This is a genomic window from Sphingomonas sp. PP-CE-1A-559, assembly GCF_004340965.1.
In the GTDB taxonomy this organism is placed as follows: Bacteria; Pseudomonadota; Alphaproteobacteria; order Sphingomonadales; family Sphingomonadaceae; genus Sphingomonas.
The window spans coordinates 14,765-35,748 of the sequence record NZ_SLYA01000017.1; the positions used below are offsets into that span (position 1 = coordinate 14,765).

Below are 20,984 nucleotides of genomic sequence, written 5' to 3' on the forward strand. Positions count from 1 at the left end.
TTGGGTTTAACCATGAGTGTTTTTCGTCGCTCGCTGCGTCAAGTTTGTGCGGAGAGGTTGAGCGGGTAGTTCTCCGGGAACCAGAGAACTTATCGCAGGTTGCTATGAGTACGAGGCGTCGTGGTTTTGCGGGAAGGTATCCAGTGTCGAAGGAAGTCGAGCTGAAGCTGGTATTGGACGCCGCCGCGGCCGATGCCTTTGTCAGGTCCGATCGGGTCGGCGGTCTGACGAGCAAGCGGCAGATGCAGGCGGTGTATTTCGACACGCCCGATCTCGCGCTCTCCCGAGGCGGCGTCTCTTTGCGAATCCGGCAGTCCGGCGACACGCGGACGCAGACTATCAAGGTCGCCGACGCGGCGGCGGCGGGTCTCTTCGCGCGATCCGAATGGGAAATGGAGGTGGCCGATACGACGCCGGTCGTCGATGACCGGACGCCTATCTCGACGCTGCTCGGTGACAGGGCCGGCACCATCGCGCCGATCTTCACCGTCGTGGTCGAGCGCCTGACATGGATGATCGACAGCGGCGAGGCGTCGATCGAACTGGTTTTGGACCGCGGTACCGTTGCTGCGGGTGACCGCCAGTCGCTGGTCTGCGAACTCGAGCTGGAGTTGAAGCGGGGAGCGCCTGCCGCTTTGTTCACGCTTGCCAAAGCGCTGGCGGCTCAATTTCCCGTCCGTCTGGGCGTCGTCACCAAGTCCGAGCGCGGCTATGACCTGCTTCGTCCCGCATCCAGGGCGTTCAAGGCGGAGCGGGTCGCGCTGACCCGGACCGCCTCCGCGGCGGACGCTTTCGCGGCGGTCGCCGCCTCGTGCATAGGTCAATATCGTCTGAACGAGACTATCCTGCTTACGCAGGCCGACGCGGAAGCGCTGCATCAGGCGCGCGTGTCGTTGCGTCGGCTGCGGTCCGCCTTTTCGATCTTCAAGCCACTGCTCGATGGCGGCGAGATACCGCACTTCCAAAGCGAGCTGCGCTGGCTCGGCTCCGTACTGGGCGAAGCGCGCGACCTGGACGTGTTGCTGGCGAAGGCGAAGCCCGGTGGCTTGCTGTTCGAGGGGCTCAACCAAGCCCGCGACGCTGCCTACGTCGAAGTCGACAACGCGCTGGGATCGGACCGGGTTCGTGCGCTGATGCTCGATCTGACGGAGTGGTTGGCATGTGGTGCATGGCGCACCGCGCAATCGACGCGCGATGCACGGGATGCGCCGGCGCGGCACCTTGCGGCCGAGACGCTGCGCGCGCTACGTCGTCGCGTCAGCAAACGTGGTCGGTCGCTTCAGTCACTGGCGGACGAGGAGCGGCATGAAGTCCGAAAGACCGCCAAGCGGCTCCGCTATGGCACGGAGTTTCTCGGCTCCCTTTTTCCAAACAAGAAGCGCTCGCGTCGCTACGGAAAGTTCGTAGGGTCACTGGAAAAGCTGCAGGATCAGCTCGGCGCGCTGAACGATATGGCGACGGCGCCGACGGTTCTGGACCGGCTAGGTTTGCGCGACGATCCGGGTGCGAAGAGCTTGCTGGCGCATCGCAAGAAATCGAAGATCATCGATGCCGCGGCCGAGGCGTATGACGACCTCCTCGATCGCAAGACCTTCTGGGGCTAGGGGTGGGGGATCAGCACCCGGCCAGACGATCGAGCGTCGTGGCGATCGGCTGATCGCCCTTGGTGAGTTCGATGATGATCCCGCCGAGGTCGGGCCGTTCGACGATTGCTGCCAGCGTCGCGGCAACGTCGTCGCGCGAGACGGTGCCGTACGGGATCGCCAGATCTGCCCGGATGCGGCCAGTCCCGGCATCGTCGCTGAGTGTGCCAGGCCGCAGGATCACATAGTCCAGCCCGCTGGCGACGAGATGCGCGTCCGCCAGCTTCTTGACGCGACTGTAATTCTCGAACCCTTCGTTGCGATCGCCGTCCCGCAGGGCGTCGGGGAACGCCGACACGAGCACGAACCGCGCGACCCCGGCCCGCTGGGCTGCAGTGACAGCGGTCTCGAGACCACGCCCGTCAATAGCCTTCGTCACGTCGATGCCCGCGCCGCCCGCGCCTGCCGCAAAGACGACCGTGTCGGCAACACCGATCAACACGGCCAGCGCATTTGCGTCGAGTGCGGCGAGATCGGCGAGGACCGGTGTGGCACCGGCGGTGGCCAGCGTATCGGCCTGTTCCGGTTTGCGATGGAGCGCCAGGACGGTGTGCCCACCCGCCGCAAGCAACTTAGCGAGCCGCGAGCCGACCTTGCCGGCCGCGCCGATGATGAAAACCTTGGCCATGACGGCTCCTGCGTAGAAATCGAACTCAACCCGGATACTGGTGACAGGTCCTTACGACAATCTTCCAAGAGCCTGCTTCGGCAGGGTATTAGCGTCGGTGTCGTTGGCTCCTAGCACTAGTTACGCGGTGCCTCCGGCGACGGCAGCCTCGATCGCAGCGATGTCGATCTTGTGCATCGTCATCATAGCTTCGAACGCGCGCGCGGCGATCGCGGCGTCGGTACTGCCGATCGCTTCCATCAAGACGCGCGGCGTGATCTGCCAGTTCACGCCCCAGCGATCCTTGCACCAGCCGCACGCGCTCTCTGCGCCCCCATTGCCGACGATCGCATTCCAGTAGCGGTCGGTCTCCGCCTGGTCGCCGGTATAGACGAGGAACGACACGGCTTGGGTCTGCGGAAACTGAGGACCGCCGTTGAGGCCGAGGAACGCCATGCCGCACACCGTGAACTCGACGGTGAGCACGTCGCCCTGCCGACCGTTCGGATAATCGCCCGGCGCGCGGCGCACCGCATCGACGCGACTGTCGGGAAAAGTCGCGGCGTAGAACGTCGCCGCGTCCTCGGCCGTGCCATCATACCATACACAGGGGGCGATCTTGGTCATGCCGCATCGCCGATCCGCGGACCGACCATGCCGATCTGTGCACCGGTCGCGTCGCCGATATTGGCCGAATAGTCGCCGCCGGGGATCTCGTCTGGGCCCTGCAGAAGTACGCCGCCATGGCGGGTCGCTGCGGCAATAGCGGCGTCGATATCGGGGACATAGGCGTACCAGTTCCAGCGTGCCGGCGCGCCGGTGGTTTCGCTCGACATGACCGCGCCGGGACGGGTCTCGCCACTGCCCAGAAAGACATAGTCGCCCATCGGCCCCATTGGCATTGCGCCCTCCCTAGTCCAGCCGAACAGCGCGCCGTAAAAGGCAAGCGCGCCCTCAAGGTCGGGAGTGGCAAGTTCGATCCATACCCCGTGGCCGTGGTGCGAGCCCTGGATGAACGCGGACGACGGGTCCGGGCTCACGCCCGTCATCAGCATGAAGCTGACTTGCTGCGGGTCCCTAGCGACTGCGAAGCGGCCGATGCCAGGAATGTCCATCGGCTCGACCTGGATCGAGCCGCCCAACTCCCTGACCCTCGTGGCGGCTGCGTCGACGTCGCTGGTCCCGAAATAGATCGACCAGTCGGGCAGCGACGGCACGTTTGCTGGTGGGATCGTTATGCCCGCGATCGCGGCGCCATCGGGGGCGCTGGCGATCAGATAGGCGTCATGCTCGGGCATGGGCGAGCGCGCAAACGTCCAGCCGATCGTCGCCGCGTAGAAGTGCCCGGCTTTGGCCTCATCGGCGGTATTGAGTTCGAACCAGATCGGGGTGCCGTCGGGATTTTGCATCGGCCGTCTCCTCATGCATCCAGGATCGTGGTGAAGCCGCCATAGATCGCACGCTTTCCGTCGAACGGCAGGTCGGCGGACGGCGTCTGCATCCGCGCGTCCGCCATGACTTTCGGCGTGCCAGCGTCGCGGGTCAGCTTGTCCGGCCATTCGACCCAAGCATAGACGACGACCTCGTCAGCGGTGGCATGGGCGGCGCGGGCATAGTCGGTCTTCTCGCCGGCGGGGACGTCGTCGCCCCATGTCTCGACCACGCGGCGCGCGCCGTGATCGCGAAAGACCGCCGACGCCGTGCGCGCCATGCTGAAATACGCATCCTTGTCCGCGAGCGAGGCCGGCAGAATGAAGCCGTCGACATACCCCGTGCCCGCGGCCAAGCCGTCCTCGAGTTCCGCCTGGAACCCTGCATAGATCATCCGGCTGCCGTCAAAGGGCATCGATGCGCCCATCGCCTCCATCCGCGGATCGGTCATCATTCTGGCATTGGCGGCGTCGCGGGCGGCCTTGTCAGGATATTCGAACCAGCTGAAGACGACGGTCTCGTCCGCGGTCGCTTGCACCGCCCCTGCGAAGTCGTTGAGCGTGCCGACAGGGACGTCGTCGCCCCAATTCTCGACCATTCGCGCTACGCCGAACTCCCTGAGAAATCCCACCGCGGTGGTCGCATGCTCAAGGTAGGCCTGGCGATTGGCGGTCGGCACCGCGACGACGAAGCCTTCGATATACGTCACGCTTGTTCTCCCTGCTTGGCGAGCCATGCCGCGAACTCCGGCGGGGGGCTGCCGGTGAAGCCCGCCATCTGGTCGGCTAGCGCCTTGGCGAAGGCGGGACGCGCGGTGCCCCGCTCGACATAGGCGACCAGGTTGGGATGGGCGTCCAGCATACCGTCTTCGGCGACGATCCGGACCACCGCCACCATCAGCAGATCGCCTGCGGTGAAGACGTCACCGTCGAGCCAGGTCCGGTCGCCCAGGCGCTGCGATGGTTCGCCGAGCCGCTCGTCGATCCGATCGAGCACAGACGGCAGGCGCGGTGCCGACCACGGCTCGCCGCTCTCGAACAGGGTTGCGATGGCATGATCCATGATTGGCGGCTCGACTGTGTTCAGCGCCGCGAAAATCCATTCGACCGCACGCGCCCTTGCCGCAGGATCGGCCGGCAGTAGCGTATGACCGTGCGTGTTGGCGATATGATGGACGATCGCGCCGGATTCGAAAAGCAGCATGTCGCCCTCCTCATAGGTCGGGACCTGGCCGAAGGGCTGGCGGCCCCGGTGTGGCGGCCGCTTCTGTTCGCCCTGGCTCAGGTAGATCACGTCATAAGGCTGGCCAACCTCTTCGAGCGCCCAGCGGACACGAAGGTCACGGACCTGGCCCTTGGCGAAGTCTGGGACCCAGTCGAACGCGGTAATCGTGGGACGCATCGGAGGTCTCCTGTTGCGGATCTGACTGAGCCATCGCCGCGACGGTGATATTCGGACTGAACAGCGCTCCATCGCCGACGCTATGGTTTGAAGCCGCTCTCATTGAGCGCCCGCCGGGCGGAAATAACGCGATCACCATACAGCATGGCCAGGGATCGATGGACGGCTTTGGCGCATCTGTCCTTCGCCAAGGCCGATGCCTGCCGCTCGGCTTGTTCGCGCTTCTTGCTGTAGGCGAGATCGTAGTCTTGAACGTCGGGCATGGCAGGCACTCGGCACTGCGGGCGGAAGCTGATCCCAGCTCTCTATCGTCACCGTGCTCGCGACAAAGGTGATGGCGACGTCTCAGCATACGCTGATGCGGTTCGGGGAGATACAGCGTTCGTGGCATCCGGCTCGTGCAGTATTCGGTCTGGCTCGTATCGGGTCGGATGCCATGTCGGTGAAATCTGCGTCACCTACATTGGGCATCAGCTACCTTGAGGTGCCTCACCATGTCGCGATCAACCAGCCCCTTGTTCGTGGATGCCGTGATCAATTGCATGGGTGAGGGGAGGGCGCCGACCCCTGAAGAAATTATGATCGTCGCTCAGCGTATCTGGTCAGATGGCGCGGCATTTGGTTCTGCATTCTCGTGGAACAGCCTTTCGGTATCCTCGCCTGATCGTCTCGGTTCGATGCGGGCAGCAAGCATTGCCTTGCACGGCTTGCGGTAACGTTGGGCTGGCAGCGAACGTCATCAATTCGAGCGGGGCAATCGAAACGAGAAGCGTGTCGCCGCTCGCCGCTCGCCACAACCGAATAGCTACGTTTCCCGCCATTGCTACGACGCGACGTCGCCCGCACCCTATCTAAGGAATACGAAGTCAGCTCGCCGCGACCAGCTTGACTGCACCGGCGTGTCGACCGCTCGCCATTGGCCATGCGAGGACATGAACAAGTGTCCAAGCTGGGATGTCGACCAGAGGCTATGAACGACCGCTTGTGGATCTTTCGCTATAGGCCAACGGCGCAACAAGCTCAGGTTGCGCGCTGCCCCATCAGTTCGCCCAGGCGCACATTCCGTTCCGGCACCCAGTCTTCGTTGAACGCAATCGCGCCTCGCTTCCACAACATCACGATCGTTGAGCCAAGGAGGAAGCGGCCCATTTCCTCACCCTTTTTTAGCACGATGTCCTGGTCGGCATATGCCCACTCCGACGACCTGTTAGTGCGCTTTGGATTGACTACACCGTGCCACACAGTCGCCATGCTTCCAACTATGGTGGCGCCAACCAGCACCATGACGAATAGGCCATGCTCTACCGATTCAAAGACGCAAACTATTCGCTCGTTGCGCGCAAACAGGTTCGGTACGCCGCGTGCTGTGACAGGGTTTACTGAAAAGAGCTTACCCGGCACGTAAATCATGCGCGTAAGCTTGCCATCGCATGGCATGTGAAGGCGGTGGTAGTCTTTGGGGGACAGGTACAGGTTTGCGAAGCTGCCGTGGCGAAACTGATTGGCCAGTGTGGCGTCGCCGCCAACAAGCTGCGTCGTGGTGAACCGATGCCCCTTTGCTTGTAGCATGTGATGGTCATCAATCGAGCCGAACTGGCTAATTGCGCCGTCGACTGGACAGACAAAGTCGGCAGCCGCGACTGGGCGTAACCGCGCTTTGAGGGGGCGGGTGAAGAACTCGTTGAAGCTCTTGTAGCTCCGAATGTCCGCATCCGCGGCTTCGTTCATATCGACGGAATATTTACCAACAAACCAGCGGATAAGCCAGGTTGTCATCGCACCCCCATGCGCTCTGGCGACCCGGCCTGCCAGCGCGGTGAGGCGCTGCTTAGGCAGGATGTATTGGAGTAGGACCGGCAGGCGATCGGACATCAAAACCTCAGAGCGTCGACACCGTCCTTGTAGGGCTTTGAACCGTCAGGTCGACCACGCAATTCGCGCTCAGAGACGAGGCATCCTGATCGCCGGAAGGAGACCGGATAGGTGCTGAAACCGACACCGTCTCAAGCTGAACGAATGGCGGAAGATGGGAGCCGGGAAGGGCACTCGAATGGCGACTTATGGGTTAGGTCGCTTTCTTCCGTTCAAGCGGAAGCAGGTCCGAACACAGACCAGCCTGTTCGTGCTGCCAGCATCTCAAGTGCTCGAACACCAAGGATCGAGTTGCCGTGCTGGTCAAGGTTCGGCGACCATACTGCAACGGATGCCCGCTCTGGGACGATTGCGAGGATTCCACCGCCAACGCCGCTCTTGGCGGGAAGGCCAACCCGTACTGCGAAGTCGCCAGAGCCATCATAATGGCCACACGTCATCATCAAAGCCAGGATGGTACGCGTGCGCTGGGCACGTTCCGCCTGATTGCTACCTCTCTTGCCGATCTTCGTTTTCGTCAGGAATAAACCGGTTAGCGCGAGGCCGGCGCAGTCGATGCTGATCGCACACTGTTTGGCGTACGCGTCCATGATGCGGTCGATGGGTGAAACGACGTTGTCATGATGTTTCATAAAACTAAGCATAGCTCGATTCAGGTCGCCGCCTTGCGCCAGTACCTCGTCGTCGAGTTCGACTGTGCCGTCCTTAAGCTGAGCGCGCACGAATTTAACGACAGCATCATCATCGTGCGCGCCCGCTATCACTACATCAACGACGACGAGAGCGCCGGCGTTGATGAAAGGGTTACGGGGAATGCCGCGCGTCCGCTCGAGATCGATAACGGAGTTGAACGGATCACCAGAAGGCTCGCGACCGACCCGCTTGAACACCGCGTCGCCGACGCAATGCATCGCAACTTCAAGTGCCAATACCTTGGAGATGCTCTGGATTGGGAAGGCGGTGGTCGCCTCTCCGGCGGTGAGGACGGCATCCTCGGTCGCGATCGCTATGCCGAACGGTCCCGGCCGAACACTCGGGTCCTTGGCTTCCGCTGCCTGCTCGATTCCAACGGCGTGTTCCGCAATCTCGGCTGCGATCTCGTCAATTATATTCTGCAAATCCATTACACGTGAACGCAGCGCTTTAGTTGTGTTTCCATCGTTCTTTCAGGCTCAAAGCGGCCTGCAGGCTAACGTCGGTGGCTTCCCCGATAATCCGTTACAAAATGTTGCTTAAGTGGCGGGTTCGGCATGAACCCGCCGCACGGCCTCAACGATAAGATCGCCCGGTTCGAGCCGCTGCGTTTCTGCCTCCCAGAACCCAAAGCTTCGATTGCCCCGGTAGATCCGGTGACCGAGGCCGGTGCGGATCTCCGACAAGGGGATGCCCACCTCTGCCGAGGTTATCGCTCGTTCGTGTAAGACGACCTGACCGTCGGCCGCAGCGAGATCGACCAGATATGACGCGATATGAGCGCCGTGGGTCGATCCTGCCAACAGCACCCCGGCAAGGCTTGCGGGATTGATCACGGTGTCGGCCCTGGCCTGCCGTGCGATCGCTTCGTTGTCGTGCGACTTTATGACGACGCTAATGGGCACGCGTGGGGCCAGTCTTCGCGCGGTCAGGACAATCAGGATTGATGTGTCGTCTCGCCCGGCCGCGACGATCATCGCACGCGCACGAGCGAGCTGTGCGGCTTCCAGCGCCGCATTGCGCGTCGCGTCGCCCTGCATGACGGTTGTGCCCCGCGCTTCAGCGGCGTCGAGCTACAGTCCGATCGTCGATGACAACGATAGTCTCGGGATCAGCACCACGCTTGACGAGCTCGTCGACGGCTTCGGCGCCACTGGTGCCGTACCCGGCGACGACGACGTGACCATGGAGATGACGCTGGATGATGGTCATGCGCCACTTGTCCCAAACATTTTTGAGCAGGAAGTCATACGCCGTCCCCAGAAAGATGATTCATACAAAGAGCCTGACCGGTGTGACGACGAACGTGTCGAACATGCGCGCCTGGGTGGTCACGGGCACGATGTCGCCATAGCCGACGGTAGTGACCGTGATCATCGTGAAGTAGAGCACATCGAGGAAGCTGATCGCGCCGTCGATGTTGTCGCGCAGCCCATCACGGTCGAACCAGTGACCGAATAGCGCGATAGCTATGAGCGCGGAGGCAAGTCCCACCCGCCATAACAGCCTGAGCCAGACCGGCGTTCTGCCACGCCGTCTTAGGGTAAAGCTGCGTCTATGCGGACGGGTCATAGCTTGGTCTACGCGCCGTACCGATCGACCGGAAGGGTTGCCGATCACGTTTGAGCATCGCGGTTGCGAGCCAAGGCCAATGGGTCAAACGTGCATGAGTGTCAGACGTCGTGTCGGCCTACCGGACGCCGAACCCCGCAGTGCTGCTTTCGCCATCATCGGTCCACTCGCGACCGGCGAGGACGTTTTCGAATTCCGCTAATGAATGAGGTACGTCGAGGTGTTGCGCGCCAATGAACAACCGTGACCCGTTACCTTCGGGCACCGCATGGGTCAGCTTGTCGATATCCACCAGCGCCTTGCCCTGCGGCAGTATCTCGATCTGAACAAATCGCATGTCATTTCTCATTTTGCCTCTGACGGCCGGATTGCCACGCGGTCGGTAACGAACCGCTGAGCCCTGGGGGTGCGGCATCAACTCGCGTCATCTGATAGCATGGCCGAATTTTGCTTCGAGCGAGATGAAAGAATGGCCGAAGTTAGGAGACGAAAAGGGCAGTCTGAATGTCAGCAAGTGGGTCGAGACAACTGAAGATGCTGGCGCCCAGATCAATCCAGTGTCGCGACGAAGGCTTTGATCTCATCGATTAGATGGTGTTCGGTGCGGGACCGCACGAAAATGCCGCTGTGTCCCATGCCGTTTCCAGCCGACGGATTGTCATAGGGCTCCATCTCGATTAGGTCATCTCCAAGATACGCCGCTAGCTTCGCTGCGCTATCTTCGTTTTCGAAGAAGCTATTGAAGAACCCTTGGACGATGTTGCCTGTGATCGGCTCGTCGCTGAAGAAGCTGCCAGTGCTATCGCTTCGCGGCACGATCTTCCTGTTGAACCGTGTTCTCATCATGCAGCGTCCTCTCAGACCATAGGGTAGGCTTGCCGAGCGAAGCACTCAAGCGGCGGGTGAACTAAGATCGAGGTGAACGAGTGTCCGCTCCGGGGGCGCGGGGGAGGTCACTTTGGGCGTCGCAAAGTCGTAGCGGCAACCGGCAACCAAAACCTTGAACATTTGCGCAGTCAGTCGGCGATCAGCACCACCTTGGGCCGTTTGACTCGGGCGGTAATGATGCGTTCGCTGCGCCGTTCGACGGCGCGGCGGATGATGGCAGGCAACCCGTCGCGCCGGTCGTCACTTCCCAACGCTGACCGCTGTCTTTGCCGCCCCTCCCTGTCTGCCGTAGCGCTCGCGCGCGGAAGCGCCCTCGCCGTCACTTCGGGGAGCGCCAGCGTCTGGCCGAAGCCGGCAAGGCCTGACCGCGCCTCGATCGCGTCCACCACGGCCTGGCGGGCATCCGCCGGTTTTGGAATATCGGAGTCACGTGGCCTGGTGGCAGGTGTGCACAGGATAGTTGAGAGCGGAAAGAACAGGGGCTGGAGTGAGCCGATACGCTTGTACGGGAGGCGCTTGGGCTTCACCTTGACGATCGCCTTGATCCGTTCGCGGATTTCCCAGGCACTGGCGAGCTCAATACCAGAAACGGTTCCGCCCGACGCAGTGCCGACATGCGCGGGATTGTAAAAGGCGTAGAGCGGAATGGTGGTGATCGCCTCCTTTCCCAGGCCGCGTAGCAGGGTCTGCGATTGCGCGCCGCTGTTATGCGGATGGGCCAGTTCGGCATACGAGCCGATCTCCCAGTTATGCTTGTGCGGCGTGAGCCGCTTGGCTTGGATGCGAAACTGGACAGCATCGCCTGAAAGTGGATCCACTACCACCAAATCGAAATCGCCGCCGGTTTTCGATTCCGGCGGGGTCAAAACAACAACGCTGTTCCCCGGTAGCGACAGCAGCGAAGCGACTAAAATGTCGGTAACGCTGTCTTCGCGGAAGCGGCGTTTGAGCTTCTGCTCGATGTCGAGAAACTCCGCGATCATGACGGGCAGGCGTTGGGCAAGATCGCAGGACGACGCGAAGATCGGCGCGATAGCCATCGCGCCTCAGTTCGCCGCCCGATAGAGTGCGAACCGTGCCGCCAGCCGGTCACGATCGGGTTCGGGTTCGGTGATGGCGAAATAGAGACTGATCACAATCGGCAACTTCACTACTTTGCTCGTCGAGAGCAAGTAGGCGAACGCGAATGTCGCCCTTCTCCGGCTCGTTGCTAAAGCCGACATCCCAGAAGGTCGCTATTCGAGCCGTTCTGACCGGCGTGTCGGATTTCGAGGCGAGCGGCTCTAGTCGATGAATAAACGGCAGGTTGTAGGACGCGACAATGGCGGTCTACAATGACGGCTTATGGGTCTGCCCTTGGTAGTTCGGCCGCGGCAGCTAACGACCAAACCCGGTCGCTTGATTAGCCACCGCGAACGTCTTTTCCTGACAGGAGCTGCCGGTTGGCTCCCCCGAAGCGGATTGTCAGCAGGGTGCCTCAAGTCGACCGTTTGCCAACGAAGCGGCATTCAGTGCATCCCGTCTCGGGAAGCTTGAAGGTGGTCAGCGAGGTGTCAGGCCGGCGCCGATGGTCGGAAGCAGAGAAGCTGGAGATTTTGGCTGAGGCGTTTCGGCCGGGGGTTCGGGTCTGCGACGTAACCGCGGATCGCGAGGTATTAAGCAGCCTGAGGACATGAACCGCCGCCCGGATGACGCTGGGGATCTTCGACGGTATGACGGGGGCATGTCGATCAAGATCACCATGTATTCCGTCGGCCTCGGCGCCGCGATGCTGCTCGAATTCCGTCGTAGTGATCGGACCGTTAGGGTGCTGATCGACGGAGGAGACGCCGGCGCGGGCATCCGCGTCGCGGACGAGGTCGCCGCGGCGCTCGGACCCGTCGGAGGGGCGGTGGGGCCCGCCCAGCCGCTCGACCTCGTGATTGGGACCCATTATGACGAGGACCATCTCGACGGTCTCACCGAGCTGGTCGGCAGGGGCGTGACCATACCGGTGCGGGAGATCTGGCTTCCACCGGTCGCCGACGACACGCTGTCGGGGTCGGGGCCCACGGACGTGACGGGTCGTGCGCCGAAGGATGAGGACACGCTCGCGACGCGCTTCGCTGCCGAGGGAGGGCGTGAAGCGTTCGGCACCTATCTGCGGGACAAAGCGGCCACGCTCGATCACTTGGACGAGTTCGAGCAGATATTCGAGCTAAGCAGCGGAACGGACGAGCCGGACGCAGATTCCTTCCGCGATCTCAGAGGCCGCGACGAGGCGCTCGGTCTGACGCGGTTCCGCAGGGTCAGAGGCGCCGCCCGACGCAGGCTTGCCGTGTCCGGTGTCGAGCATCTCTCCGGCGGGGACGTCCTTGAGACGGGGGCGCTCGCCACGCATGCGCGGTATGTCAGGCATCTGTCGCGTCGTGACGTGGGGCCGATGGAGCGGCTGCGGTTCGCGACGCGAGGCCCCGCGGAAGGGCCTCTCCTCGAAATGGCGGTGGCATCGATCCGCAACGCGGTTTGCACGGACGCGATAAATGCGGGGGCGCTGATCCGTCTCGTCGAGGCGCTGCGAGCACGTCCTGGGATCAGGCGGCGGCAGATCTGGTGCGAGGAAGGTCAGCCGATCGAATTCGGCTTCGACGGGGCGAGCGGTCGGTTCGACCGCAGGTCAGTCCGAGGACCCGGACCTCGGCTCACGCTATTGGGACCGACCGAGAGGCTGGTCGCCGAGAGACGGGATATCCTGCCGGTCGGCATCCTCGCGATGACCCGGCTTCATCCCTACGAGCGGTTGAAGGATCTGACCGACAGCAACCAGCTGAGCTACGTGGTCCGCTTCGATCACGACGAGCAGGGCGTGCTCATCACGGGCGATACAGGCTTCGACGGCTTCGCCGTGGGGTCCGACAGCGTGCGGCGCTACTATCCGCACATGGTCCACCATCTCCGCGACCTCTCGGTGATCCAGGTGCCTCATCACGGCGGCATCTGCCGCCACTTCTACCGCGTGCTCGACGACGCGGGTTCAGTGAGGTCGTTGAGTTCTATACGAGCGAAGTGCTCAATTTTGCGGTGCCATCGCGCAGCGATTGAAATGCCCGCGTTGCCAGAAGGTCGTCCGTAACTGCGGGTTGAGATCGGCGAGTCTTGCCCGTTTATACCGCCCGCACGGTCGAGATCATGAACGTCGGCTTCCGTCGGAAGCGGCCGTCTACCATTGCAGGAGGAATGACGGGTAAGTCCCAATTTCAGCCCATCGCTGCCAGCCTCGCGGCCGCTAAACGGCACGTTTCGCCGAGATGAACAGATGTCTGAAGTTGGGAGCCGCGAAAGCACCGCTGAATGTCGTATTGTGGGTCTGGCCGGAGGCCGAAGGGCAGGGCGTGTTCGCCCAAACCTAGACGTTCACGGGTTTTAACCCCGTTTCCGATTGGTGATCTTCGTTCATCACATTTCCCGAAACGAGCAGCCCTCTAGCCGACGCATCACTGCCTACCCATGTGGCAATATGAAAGGGGACCGGCATGGTCAGCACATCCAATGATGGCATAATGTCCGAGTATCTCGTCAAGTACGGCTTGGCGAAAACTAGCGAGCGTGAACGGCCCACGGACTTGCTCGAGACGCTTTATATCTCGGAGCGCTTTCAAGCGGGTGATGATCTTAAGACGGTCCGCGATAATTATGATCACGCTGTATGGAACGGTGTACCAAGTTCCGAGGTAGATCGTCGTTTAGCCGCCTTGCACCTATTTATGATCGAGCTTGCCCGCAACTGGGCTACGATGTGGGGCATCAACTAGTAGCAAATGTAGGTCCAGTAACGGGTCTCAGCTATTTTACCGGACCGACTGCTTTCCTTCCCCTTTCCGCCTTCCCAGCGGCGGATCACTGTCGTGAATGTGGTCTCTGGACAGACGAATGAATGGCCAAAGGTGTGAAGCGGAAAGGACCCGTCGGTTAAATGGAAATGGGTCGACGTGGTGATGAGTAGGGCCGGTACCGACCGGCCCCACCGGTCACTTCTTTTTCTTGTCGGGGCGCTGAGATAAAGCAGATCCAGCAGCTGTTTTTGAGTCCTTCCCGGTTCGTCCGTCCTTCAGGACCTTCGAGGCGGCCTTGCCAGCCTTTTCGCTCGTATGTTCGTTCTTCGCCATCGTTTGGCTCCATCAGACACCATCTTGTGATGCATTTGGAAAACTGTCTATTAGTAGATTGGTTCCTGACTTGTTCTTACGGAATGATAGCATCGGAAGACGAGATGGATGGTTGTCTGCTTATGGGCAGCGGTGCTGTTGCGTTGGACGTCTGAGAATGGGTATCCGCTGACGCAAGGTCCTGTCCGGAAGCCTCGCGCGATCTGCCACCTTGTCGCCTTAAAGACCTTGGATGATCCGCCGAGTTCGTTCCGGGCCGGCGAAGGAAGGCAGGCCGGACGTCGGTAGGAGGCTGGAAGTTGCGCGTCAGAGTATTCGCGAGCGGACTTCTACGACTAGGCGTCGTTGCCCTATCCTCCAGCGGGTCCGCCATACATGCGGGCGACGGGCATCGTACCGCGACAACCGCTGTGAAATCGAACGCTGCACAGAAAGTTGATTGGGCGCCTGTAGTTAGTGGGCGTCTTCCGAACGGTGTACGCTATGCGATCCTCCCGAGGCAGGGAGACGAACCTGGCATAGGCCTGCTCCTGCGAAACGAAGGCGGCTTCATCGAGGAGCAGCGGCCGGGCGAGCGCGGGTTGACACACCTCATCGAGCATCTCGTATTCGTCAGTCCAACGTTAAACGCGCCGAACGATCTGCATTATCTGCCGAAGATCGGTTTGCCGCTGACTTTCCCCGCACCTTCCGCCGGTACGACGAGCTGGCGCGAGACCAATTACTTCGTGTCGACCAAGACGACGCGGACGGCCGACTTAGACACATTGCTGCGTCTGTTCCGCGAGGTCGCGACCGATCTCACGTTCAGGTCCGATGCAGTGGACGACCAGCGTGCGGACGTGATGCGCGAGATGGCTGGCAGGAAGCCCGGCAACGTGATCTACGCCGATTACATCGCGGACGTAGCACCTGGATCTCCGACCGACGTGATCGATGGGCAGAATTCTGACGACGTACCGACAGCGAGCGTGGAAACGATCCGCGCCCTATACCGCCGCCTGTACCGACCAGAAAACATGATGGTCGTGATCGTCGGAAACGTCGATCCGACCACCGCGAAGGCTCTTATCACCCAACGTTTCGGAAGTTGGAAAAGCATCGGGTCGCCGGTCGTCCACGTCCCTGTTCCGCGCTTGCGTTACGATCGCATCGCGCCGATCAGTTTCTCGGCTCTGCCGCAGGGGCGCAGGACAGCGCTGATCACCGTGGCAATGCCGACACTTTCGTCACGCGGCCCCAAAAGATCGCAGATGAACGCCGAGCTTATGGACAGGCTGGCGATCCGCGCGGTCAACAATCGACTGGCAAGAGCTCAGCCAGGCAGTCCGTCCGGAAAGGTCGGAATGTTCATCGAGAATGGCGAGCAAGGCCACCGGCTTATCATGCTGTGGGACAACTTCACGGGCGACGCATGGCAGCCCGCACTGGTCGCCCTCAAACGTACCGCATGCGGACTGGGTACGACGGGCTTCTCTGCGGACGAATGGTACAGGGCGAGGCGTGACCTGATCCAGGAGCTCGAGCAAATTACCGGAGACATGGGCCACGCCAAGAACGTCGAGCTGGCAAAGGATCTATCTCACGCCATCGCCGCGGACAAGGAACTGATCGCACCGAGCGCTTTGCTGCGGCGTGCTCGGATCTGGTTGCCGACGATCGATGCGAGCACCGGGAGTGCCTGGTGGCGTCGGCAATGGCAAAGCGGCCACGAACATGTCCGGGTCGAAGCACCGGAGCTCGCCCGGGTCGTGGACCCCCGTCAGGCGATACGGACCGCGCTCGATGCAGCATCGTTGGGGGCCGCCTGCCGCCCACTGCGGCACTAACCGAGCCGGAACAGGGAGACACGGATGGCCATCGTCCTCATCATCGCTGCGCTCGCGTCGCAGACCGGGCCCGTGACGGTCGTTCCAAACGTCGTCGGTTTTGACCTTGCCAAGGTGCGCCCCAGAGAACCGACGTGCCTGGACCGAGGGCAGTCGGACGAGATCATCGTGTGCGCTCCAAAGGGGATGGACATCTGGCTGGGTGACGTAAGCGGATTTGCTGCCAAGCCCCTCAATGCCGAATTCAAAGGGCCGTTAAACGCCGAGACGACCATCCACGTCATTCAGCAAAAGAGTTCCATTGCTACGACCCCGGCAGCGGCTGTGACATTCAAATGGCGTTTCTGATATTCCTGGTTGCGGGAAAATCCCGTGTTCGACTGCGGTTCAAACTGAACCGTATCTGCCGTCGAAAACTGCAGAACGATCTTGGCTATGGCGGTGGTGCGTCCGCCGAGACGTGTCTCCACGGTGCTTCGATCAGATGACATAAAAGGCCAAATGGAAGACCATCTCGCCCGCTAATGCATCGAGAACGAACCAAAGTCTGCTCATACCCTTCCTGTTTCCTGAAAGCGCCGCATTCCGAACACGATGGCTCGCTCTACTCTGAACAGCCCATTCGCGAGACCGTGACGATGATCGAATACCACAGCCTTCGTGATTCCCGACTCATAAGGTGCCGGCTACAGAATCTTGCTTATCGGACGGCACTCGCCTTTCTGGCAGGGGGGGCGGCATGTCCCGGGGCGGGAACGGCTCAGGAGATACCTCCGGAGGCACCGTCGTCCGGCAAGGACGACATCGTCATCACGGGTCAACGGACCGCCGGTAGCGCGGTTGGTGCTGTAGATCCGACTGCGACCCTGGACCAGGCGGCGATCCAGGCGCTGGGCGCGACCGATCTGAAGACTTTGCTCGAACGCTTGAAAACGCTCACGACGTCCGCAAGTGGCGGGGATCCGGTCTATCTGCTCAATGGCCGACGGATGTCGAGTATGAACGAGCTCTACAGCCTGCCGCAGGAGGCGATGGAGAAGATCGAGGTCTTGCCTGAGTCCGAGGCTGCACGGTTCGGTTTTCCTGCCACCGTTCGCGTAATGAACTTCATCACCAAAAAGAAGTTTCGTGCGGTCACGTACCAGCAGGCCACCGGCACCACGACGGAAGGCGGCGGTGAGACGAACTATGTCGAGGTAACCGCCGCCCGCATCGACGGCCCGCGCCGCGCAACGCTGACGATGTCGCATCTGAGGCTCAACCCGATTCTACAAAGCGAACGGGCGATCGGGCCCGATCCGGACACGCTGTATGCGCTTGGCGGCAACATCACGGGGGTAGGCGGGGGGAGTATCGATCCAGCGCTCGATGCTCTGGTCGGTAACCCGGTTACGATCGCCGCGGTGCCGAACGACCCGGCAAGTCGGCGAACTTTGGCGGGATACGTCGCCGGCGCAGGGGTGCCTGCGGTTACCGATGTCGGGCGCTATCGCTCGCTCCAGCAGCGGAACGACAGGATCTCTGTCGACGGCACCGTCGCGGCGCCGATCGGCAAGTCGATGAGCGGGTCGCTTAACTTGTCGATGGAGGCGCAAAGGAACACTGGCTTGAACGGCTTGGCGCCCGCCCTGCTCACGGTACCGGGAGGGAGCGGCGTGCTGCCCTTTGCTGACGATGTTCTGCTCTACCGCTATCTGCCCGACGCGGTGCTCCGGCAGCGGAACACTAGCCTGACTTTGCACGGTTCGGGTCTGGTACAGGGCAGTATCCGGCGCTGGGGGTGGAACGTCACCACCAGCTACGACCGGGTGCGGGGGCTTGCACGTTCGCAACAAGGCGTCCCGATCGACGACTTGCAGGCCTCGATCGATGCGGGCGGTGATCCGCTGGCAATGTTGCCCCCCGAAGCGGCCGCGCTGCGTCAGGACTATCGAAGCCGGACTGTGACCGGCACCTTGCTGACGAAGGCGGTCGCGAACGGTCCGCTGGTCAAGCTGCCGGCCGGCGACGCGCAGGTCACGCTGGCGGGCGATTACGCACGGTCGAGCAGTTCGGGGAGCCTGCCGGGTTTGCAGCAATCGACGCTGGACCTCACGCGCACGACGAAAGGGGCAAGCGTCAACGCGGATCTTCCGATCGCCTCCGCCAATCAGGACGTGCTCGCGTTCCTCGGGCAACTGTCGGTCAACGGCATGATCGGTGTGTCGGACGTATCCGATTACGGTCGGCTGGTCAGTTCCAACTACGGTCTGACATGGTCGCCGGTGCGACCGATCCAGCTGATCGCGTCGGTCAACGAAGCGCAGACCCCGCCGGCGATCGCGCTGTTGACCAATCCGACGGTCACCACGCCGAACACGCCCTTTTTCGACTTCACCACCGGCACCAGCGTGCTCGTCACGACGATCGCCGGTGGCAATCTTGCCTTGGCCCCGGAACGTCGACGGATTGTCACGCTGGGCGTGGCCGTATCGCCGATCAAGGCAAAGGATCTGCGGCTTACCGCCAATTATCTCGAAACGCGCATCGGCAATCAGACGGCGACGTTGGGCAGCGCCACCGCCGCATTCCAGACCGCGTTTGCCGATGCGTTTCAGCGCAATGCCGCAGGCCAACTCGTCAGTGCCGACCTGAGGCCGGTCAACATCGCGCGCGAACGCGAAAAGAAGATGCAGGTTACGCTCAGCCTGTCGACGCCGATCGGTCGTACCCCCCGGCCGCCGACGCCGCCCGTCGGTACCGCCGCGAAGGACAGCCCGCCGCCAGCCGCACCCAAGCCCAGGCCGCAAATCTATGTGTCGATGACCACGACGTGGCGGCTCGACGATCGCCTGTCGTTGCGAAGCGATCTACCGGCGCTGGACCTGCTGGATGGCGACACGCTGACCGGCACCGGCGGGCGCCCTCGCTGGGAAACCGAACTGAACCTGAGCGGATCGCTCGGGGCTGCGAACATCGGGCTGTATGGCCGGTTGCAGGGGCCGACCCGAATTCGCAGCGACCTGGCGGCGTCGGACCTTCGGTTTTCGGGCCGGACGTGGCTCGTGCCCTACGCATCTCTCAAGGTCGACCAGATCGTTAAACGTCCCTGGGCAAAAGCCATGATGCTGCAGTTCACGGTCGAGAACCTGTTGAACAATCGGATCAACGTGCGCGATCGGCTCGACCGCGTCCCAAACCGTTTCCAAGCCGCGTACATCGATCCGTTAGGTCGCTCCGTCCGGCTCGGTCTGCGCAAGCTCTTCTGAGACGTGAGCCTCGTGGATTACTGCAAACGGTGGGTATTTGACGCGGCTCTAGCTTGCCGGATCGGTTCCTGCGGCTTTAGAGCACAATGTGCTTCGACGACCGTCCTCCCGATTGTTGGTTCTTGATCCAGACGATCGCGTTTTGCTGTTTCGCTTCGAGCATAAGAAGGGCGCCCTGATCGGGCAAACCTTCTGGGCTACGCCCGGGGGCGGCCTTGCCGAAGGGGAGGCCTTTGAGCAGGCGGCTATCCGTGAGCTGTTTGAGGAAACAGGTGTCGTGGTCGAAACAGCGGGCCGCCAAGTCGCACAGCGGCTCGCATCCTTTGTACTACCTTCTGGCGAGATAGTTGAGGCCGACGAGCGATATTACGTTGTTCGGGTCCATCAAAGTACCGTGTCGACCGCCAACTGGACCAAGATGGAGCATACCGTGATGTCCGTCCACCGGTGGTGGAGCCAAGCGGAACTTGAGGTAACCGCCGAACAGGTCTGGCCTGAAAATCTATGCTACATGCTCATCGAAACCGGGGAGTGGACCGCGGCCCCGCGGTGATTGGTCAGTTACGCTATCGCCGTAAAGACTGGCTTCAGGTCGCAGCGGACATGAACGAATGGCGGAAGTTGGGAGGTCAATATTCGCTTGGGAATGACCGGTTGTGGGTCTCGTAGTCGCTTAGTTGCTCGGCGACTGATAATCGGTGATGCCACCTGCGGCTAGCGAGGGTCTGCCTTTTTCAAACCGCTAGTGGACTTGCGACGCCATCAGACAGCTTCATCCACTCAATGAAGGTCCGCATGGCGGCAGGCATGTGGCGTCTGCTCGGGTAGTAAAGTTGGAAACCCGGGAACGGCCTGCACCAGTCCATCAACACGCGTTGAAGCGATCCGTCCGCAATATGCTTCTCGACCCTGCTTTCGACTAAAAGTGCGACGCCGCAACCCCGCAAGGCGCCTTCGAGCAGGAGGTCGGTATCGTTTGCGGTCATGACGCTGTCGACAATCACGTCCACTGGCCCCTTGGGGCCATCGAAGTGCCAAGGATGCAGGGCACCCGTTTCGTACCAGCGGTACGTTAGGCAGGCATGACCGTTTAGCTCGGCGGGCGACTGCGGTGGCGGCCGCTCAGCGAAATAGACCGGCGACGCCACGACAGCCATGCGGAGGTCCGGGGTGAGGGGCACCGAGATCATGTCCTGCTGAACGATCGAGCCTGACCGGATCCCGAAATCGAAGCCTCTGCCAATCACATCGATGATGCTATCGTCGATCACGAGATCGAGCCGGATGTCGGGATAGGCGGCGCGAAAGGCCGCGAGTTTTGGCATGACGATCAATTGTGCCGCAATTCGCGGCATGTTGATCCGCACGAGCCCGCGTGGCTGCTGCTGAAAAGCCGCGACATCACGCACCGCATCTTCAACCTCGGCGACCGACGGTTTCAGACGCTCCAACAAGGCTTGCCCCGCCTCGGTTGGCGCGACGCTGCGGGTCGTACGGTGGAGGAGACGGGCGCCCAGACGCTGCTCGAGCGATCGCATGCTGTGACTCAGCGCCGAGGGTGAAATGTTCAGCCTCAGGGCAGCACCTCGAAAACTTCGCTCATCCGCGATGGCCATGAAGGCCATCAGTTCAGCAAACTCTGCGCCACGCATACT

Annotated in this window: 20 protein-coding genes and 1 pseudogene; 7 read left to right on the plus strand and 14 right to left on the minus strand. The window is 61.7% G+C overall.

The genetic code is table 11. From position 1 onward, the window contains the following. Nucleotides 1-143: 143 nt before the first annotated feature. Nucleotides 144-1,604 carry a CHAD domain-containing protein gene (locus C8J42_RS19155; RefSeq protein WP_133021407.1) on the plus strand — a complete coding sequence of 487 codons (1,461 nt, stop codon included), beginning with the start codon at nt 144-146 and terminating at the stop codon, nt 1,602-1,604. Nucleotides 1,605-1,614: 10 nt separating this feature from the next. Here C8J42_RS19155 and C8J42_RS19160 read toward each other — a convergent pair whose 3' ends face one another. The 12 genes and pseudogenes from C8J42_RS19160 to C8J42_RS19220 form a co-directional block, all read right to left on the minus strand. After that, entirely contained in the window at nt 1,615-2,271 is a 657-nt protein-coding gene (locus C8J42_RS19160) for an NAD(P)H-binding protein (protein ID WP_133021408.1), read from the minus strand. A gap of 120 nt (nt 2,272-2,391) precedes the next feature. Next, nucleotides 2,392-2,877: a VOC family protein gene (locus C8J42_RS19165; RefSeq protein ID WP_133021409.1), complete on the minus strand. Its 486-nt coding sequence runs from the start codon at nt 2,875-2,877 to the stop codon at nt 2,392-2,394. Continuing rightward, nucleotides 2,874-3,659, minus strand: a complete 786-nt coding sequence (locus tag C8J42_RS19170; RefSeq protein WP_133021410.1) for a VOC family protein — start codon at nt 3,657-3,659, stop codon at nt 2,874-2,876. The genes C8J42_RS19165 and C8J42_RS19170 overlap by 4 nt, the downstream gene beginning before the upstream one ends. 11 nt (nt 3,660-3,670) lie before the next feature. Further along, complete coding sequence (locus C8J42_RS19175) at nt 3,671-4,390, minus strand: DUF1428 domain-containing protein (RefSeq protein WP_133021411.1); 720 nt, start codon at nt 4,388-4,390, stop codon at nt 3,671-3,673. Next, nucleotides 4,387-5,082, minus strand: a complete 696-nt coding sequence (locus tag C8J42_RS19180) for a glutathione S-transferase family protein (protein WP_133021412.1) — start codon at nt 5,080-5,082, stop codon at nt 4,387-4,389. The genes C8J42_RS19175 and C8J42_RS19180 overlap by 4 nt, the downstream gene beginning before the upstream one ends. Nucleotides 5,083-5,162: 80 nt before the next feature. Continuing rightward, nucleotides 5,163-5,345 carry a hypothetical protein gene (locus C8J42_RS19185; RefSeq protein WP_133021413.1) on the minus strand — a complete coding sequence of 61 codons (183 nt, stop codon included), beginning with the start codon at nt 5,343-5,345 and terminating at the stop codon, nt 5,163-5,165. A 757-nt stretch (nt 5,346-6,102) separates the two neighbouring features. Beyond that, entirely contained in the window at nt 6,103-6,954 is an 852-nt protein-coding gene (asd, locus tag C8J42_RS19195; protein ID WP_133021415.1) for an archaetidylserine decarboxylase, read from the minus strand. Between the two features lie 212 nt (nt 6,955-7,166). Next, on the minus strand, nt 7,167-8,078 hold the full coding sequence (glsA, locus tag C8J42_RS19200; RefSeq protein ID WP_133021416.1) for a glutaminase A: 912 nt from the start codon (nt 8,076-8,078) through the stop codon (nt 7,167-7,169). Nucleotides 8,079-8,186: 108 nt separating this feature from the next. Then, nucleotides 8,187-9,219 (minus strand): annotated as a pseudogene (locus C8J42_RS19205) (potassium channel family protein). Between the two features lie 118 nt (nt 9,220-9,337). Further along, the gene (locus C8J42_RS19210; protein WP_133021417.1) at nt 9,338-9,556 is read right to left on the minus strand and encodes a hypothetical protein; all 219 of its coding nucleotides are present in this window, start codon (nt 9,554-9,556) and stop codon (nt 9,338-9,340) included. Between the two features lie 212 nt (nt 9,557-9,768). Further along, complete coding sequence (locus C8J42_RS19215) at nt 9,769-10,062, minus strand: hypothetical protein (protein WP_133021418.1); 294 nt, start codon at nt 10,060-10,062, stop codon at nt 9,769-9,771. 173 nt (nt 10,063-10,235) lie between these two features. Continuing rightward, entirely contained in the window at nt 10,236-11,147 is a 912-nt protein-coding gene (locus C8J42_RS19220; RefSeq protein WP_133021419.1) for a DUF6615 family protein, read from the minus strand. A gap of 683 nt (nt 11,148-11,830) precedes the next feature. Here C8J42_RS19220 and C8J42_RS19230 point away from each other — a divergent pair. After that, nucleotides 11,831-13,219, plus strand: coding sequence for a hypothetical protein (locus C8J42_RS19230; RefSeq protein WP_133021420.1), 1,389 nt, complete (start codon nt 11,831-11,833; stop codon nt 13,217-13,219). A gap of 400 nt (nt 13,220-13,619) precedes the next feature. After that, nucleotides 13,620-13,898 carry a hypothetical protein gene (locus tag C8J42_RS19235; RefSeq protein WP_133021421.1) on the plus strand — a complete coding sequence of 93 codons (279 nt, stop codon included), beginning with the start codon at nt 13,620-13,622 and terminating at the stop codon, nt 13,896-13,898. Nucleotides 13,899-14,114: 216 nt separating this feature from the next. Here the strand turns inward: C8J42_RS19235 and C8J42_RS20260 are convergent, their stop codons facing one another. Further along, entirely contained in the window at nt 14,115-14,252 is a 138-nt protein-coding gene (locus tag C8J42_RS20260; RefSeq protein ID WP_165895571.1) for a hypothetical protein, read from the minus strand. Nucleotides 14,253-14,662: 410 nt separating this feature from the next. Here C8J42_RS20260 and C8J42_RS19240 point away from each other — a divergent pair, with 410 nt between their 5' ends. The 4 genes from C8J42_RS19240 (at nt 14,663) to C8J42_RS19255 (ending at nt 19,882) form a co-directional block, all read left to right on the plus strand. Continuing rightward, complete coding sequence (locus C8J42_RS19240; protein WP_165895572.1) at nt 14,663-16,081, plus strand: insulinase family protein; 1,419 nt, start codon at nt 14,663-14,665, stop codon at nt 16,079-16,081. Between the two features lie 24 nt (nt 16,082-16,105). Continuing rightward, nucleotides 16,106-16,429 (plus strand): hypothetical protein, encoded by a 324-nt coding sequence (locus C8J42_RS19245; RefSeq protein ID WP_133021423.1) that lies wholly within the window; start codon nt 16,106-16,108, stop codon nt 16,427-16,429. 578 nt (nt 16,430-17,007) lie between these two features. Then, nucleotides 17,008-19,329 carry a TonB-dependent receptor gene (locus C8J42_RS19250; RefSeq protein WP_243644627.1) on the plus strand — a complete coding sequence of 774 codons (2,322 nt, stop codon included), beginning with the start codon at nt 17,008-17,010 and terminating at the stop codon, nt 19,327-19,329. A gap of 88 nt (nt 19,330-19,417) precedes the next feature. After that, complete coding sequence (locus C8J42_RS19255; protein ID WP_133021424.1) at nt 19,418-19,882, plus strand: NUDIX domain-containing protein; 465 nt, start codon at nt 19,418-19,420, stop codon at nt 19,880-19,882. A gap of 181 nt (nt 19,883-20,063) precedes the next feature. Here the strand turns inward: C8J42_RS19255 and C8J42_RS19260 are convergent. After that, nucleotides 20,064-20,984, minus strand: a 921-nt coding sequence (locus tag C8J42_RS19260) for a LysR family transcriptional regulator (RefSeq protein ID WP_207897189.1), incomplete at its 5' end; no start/stop codon positions are given.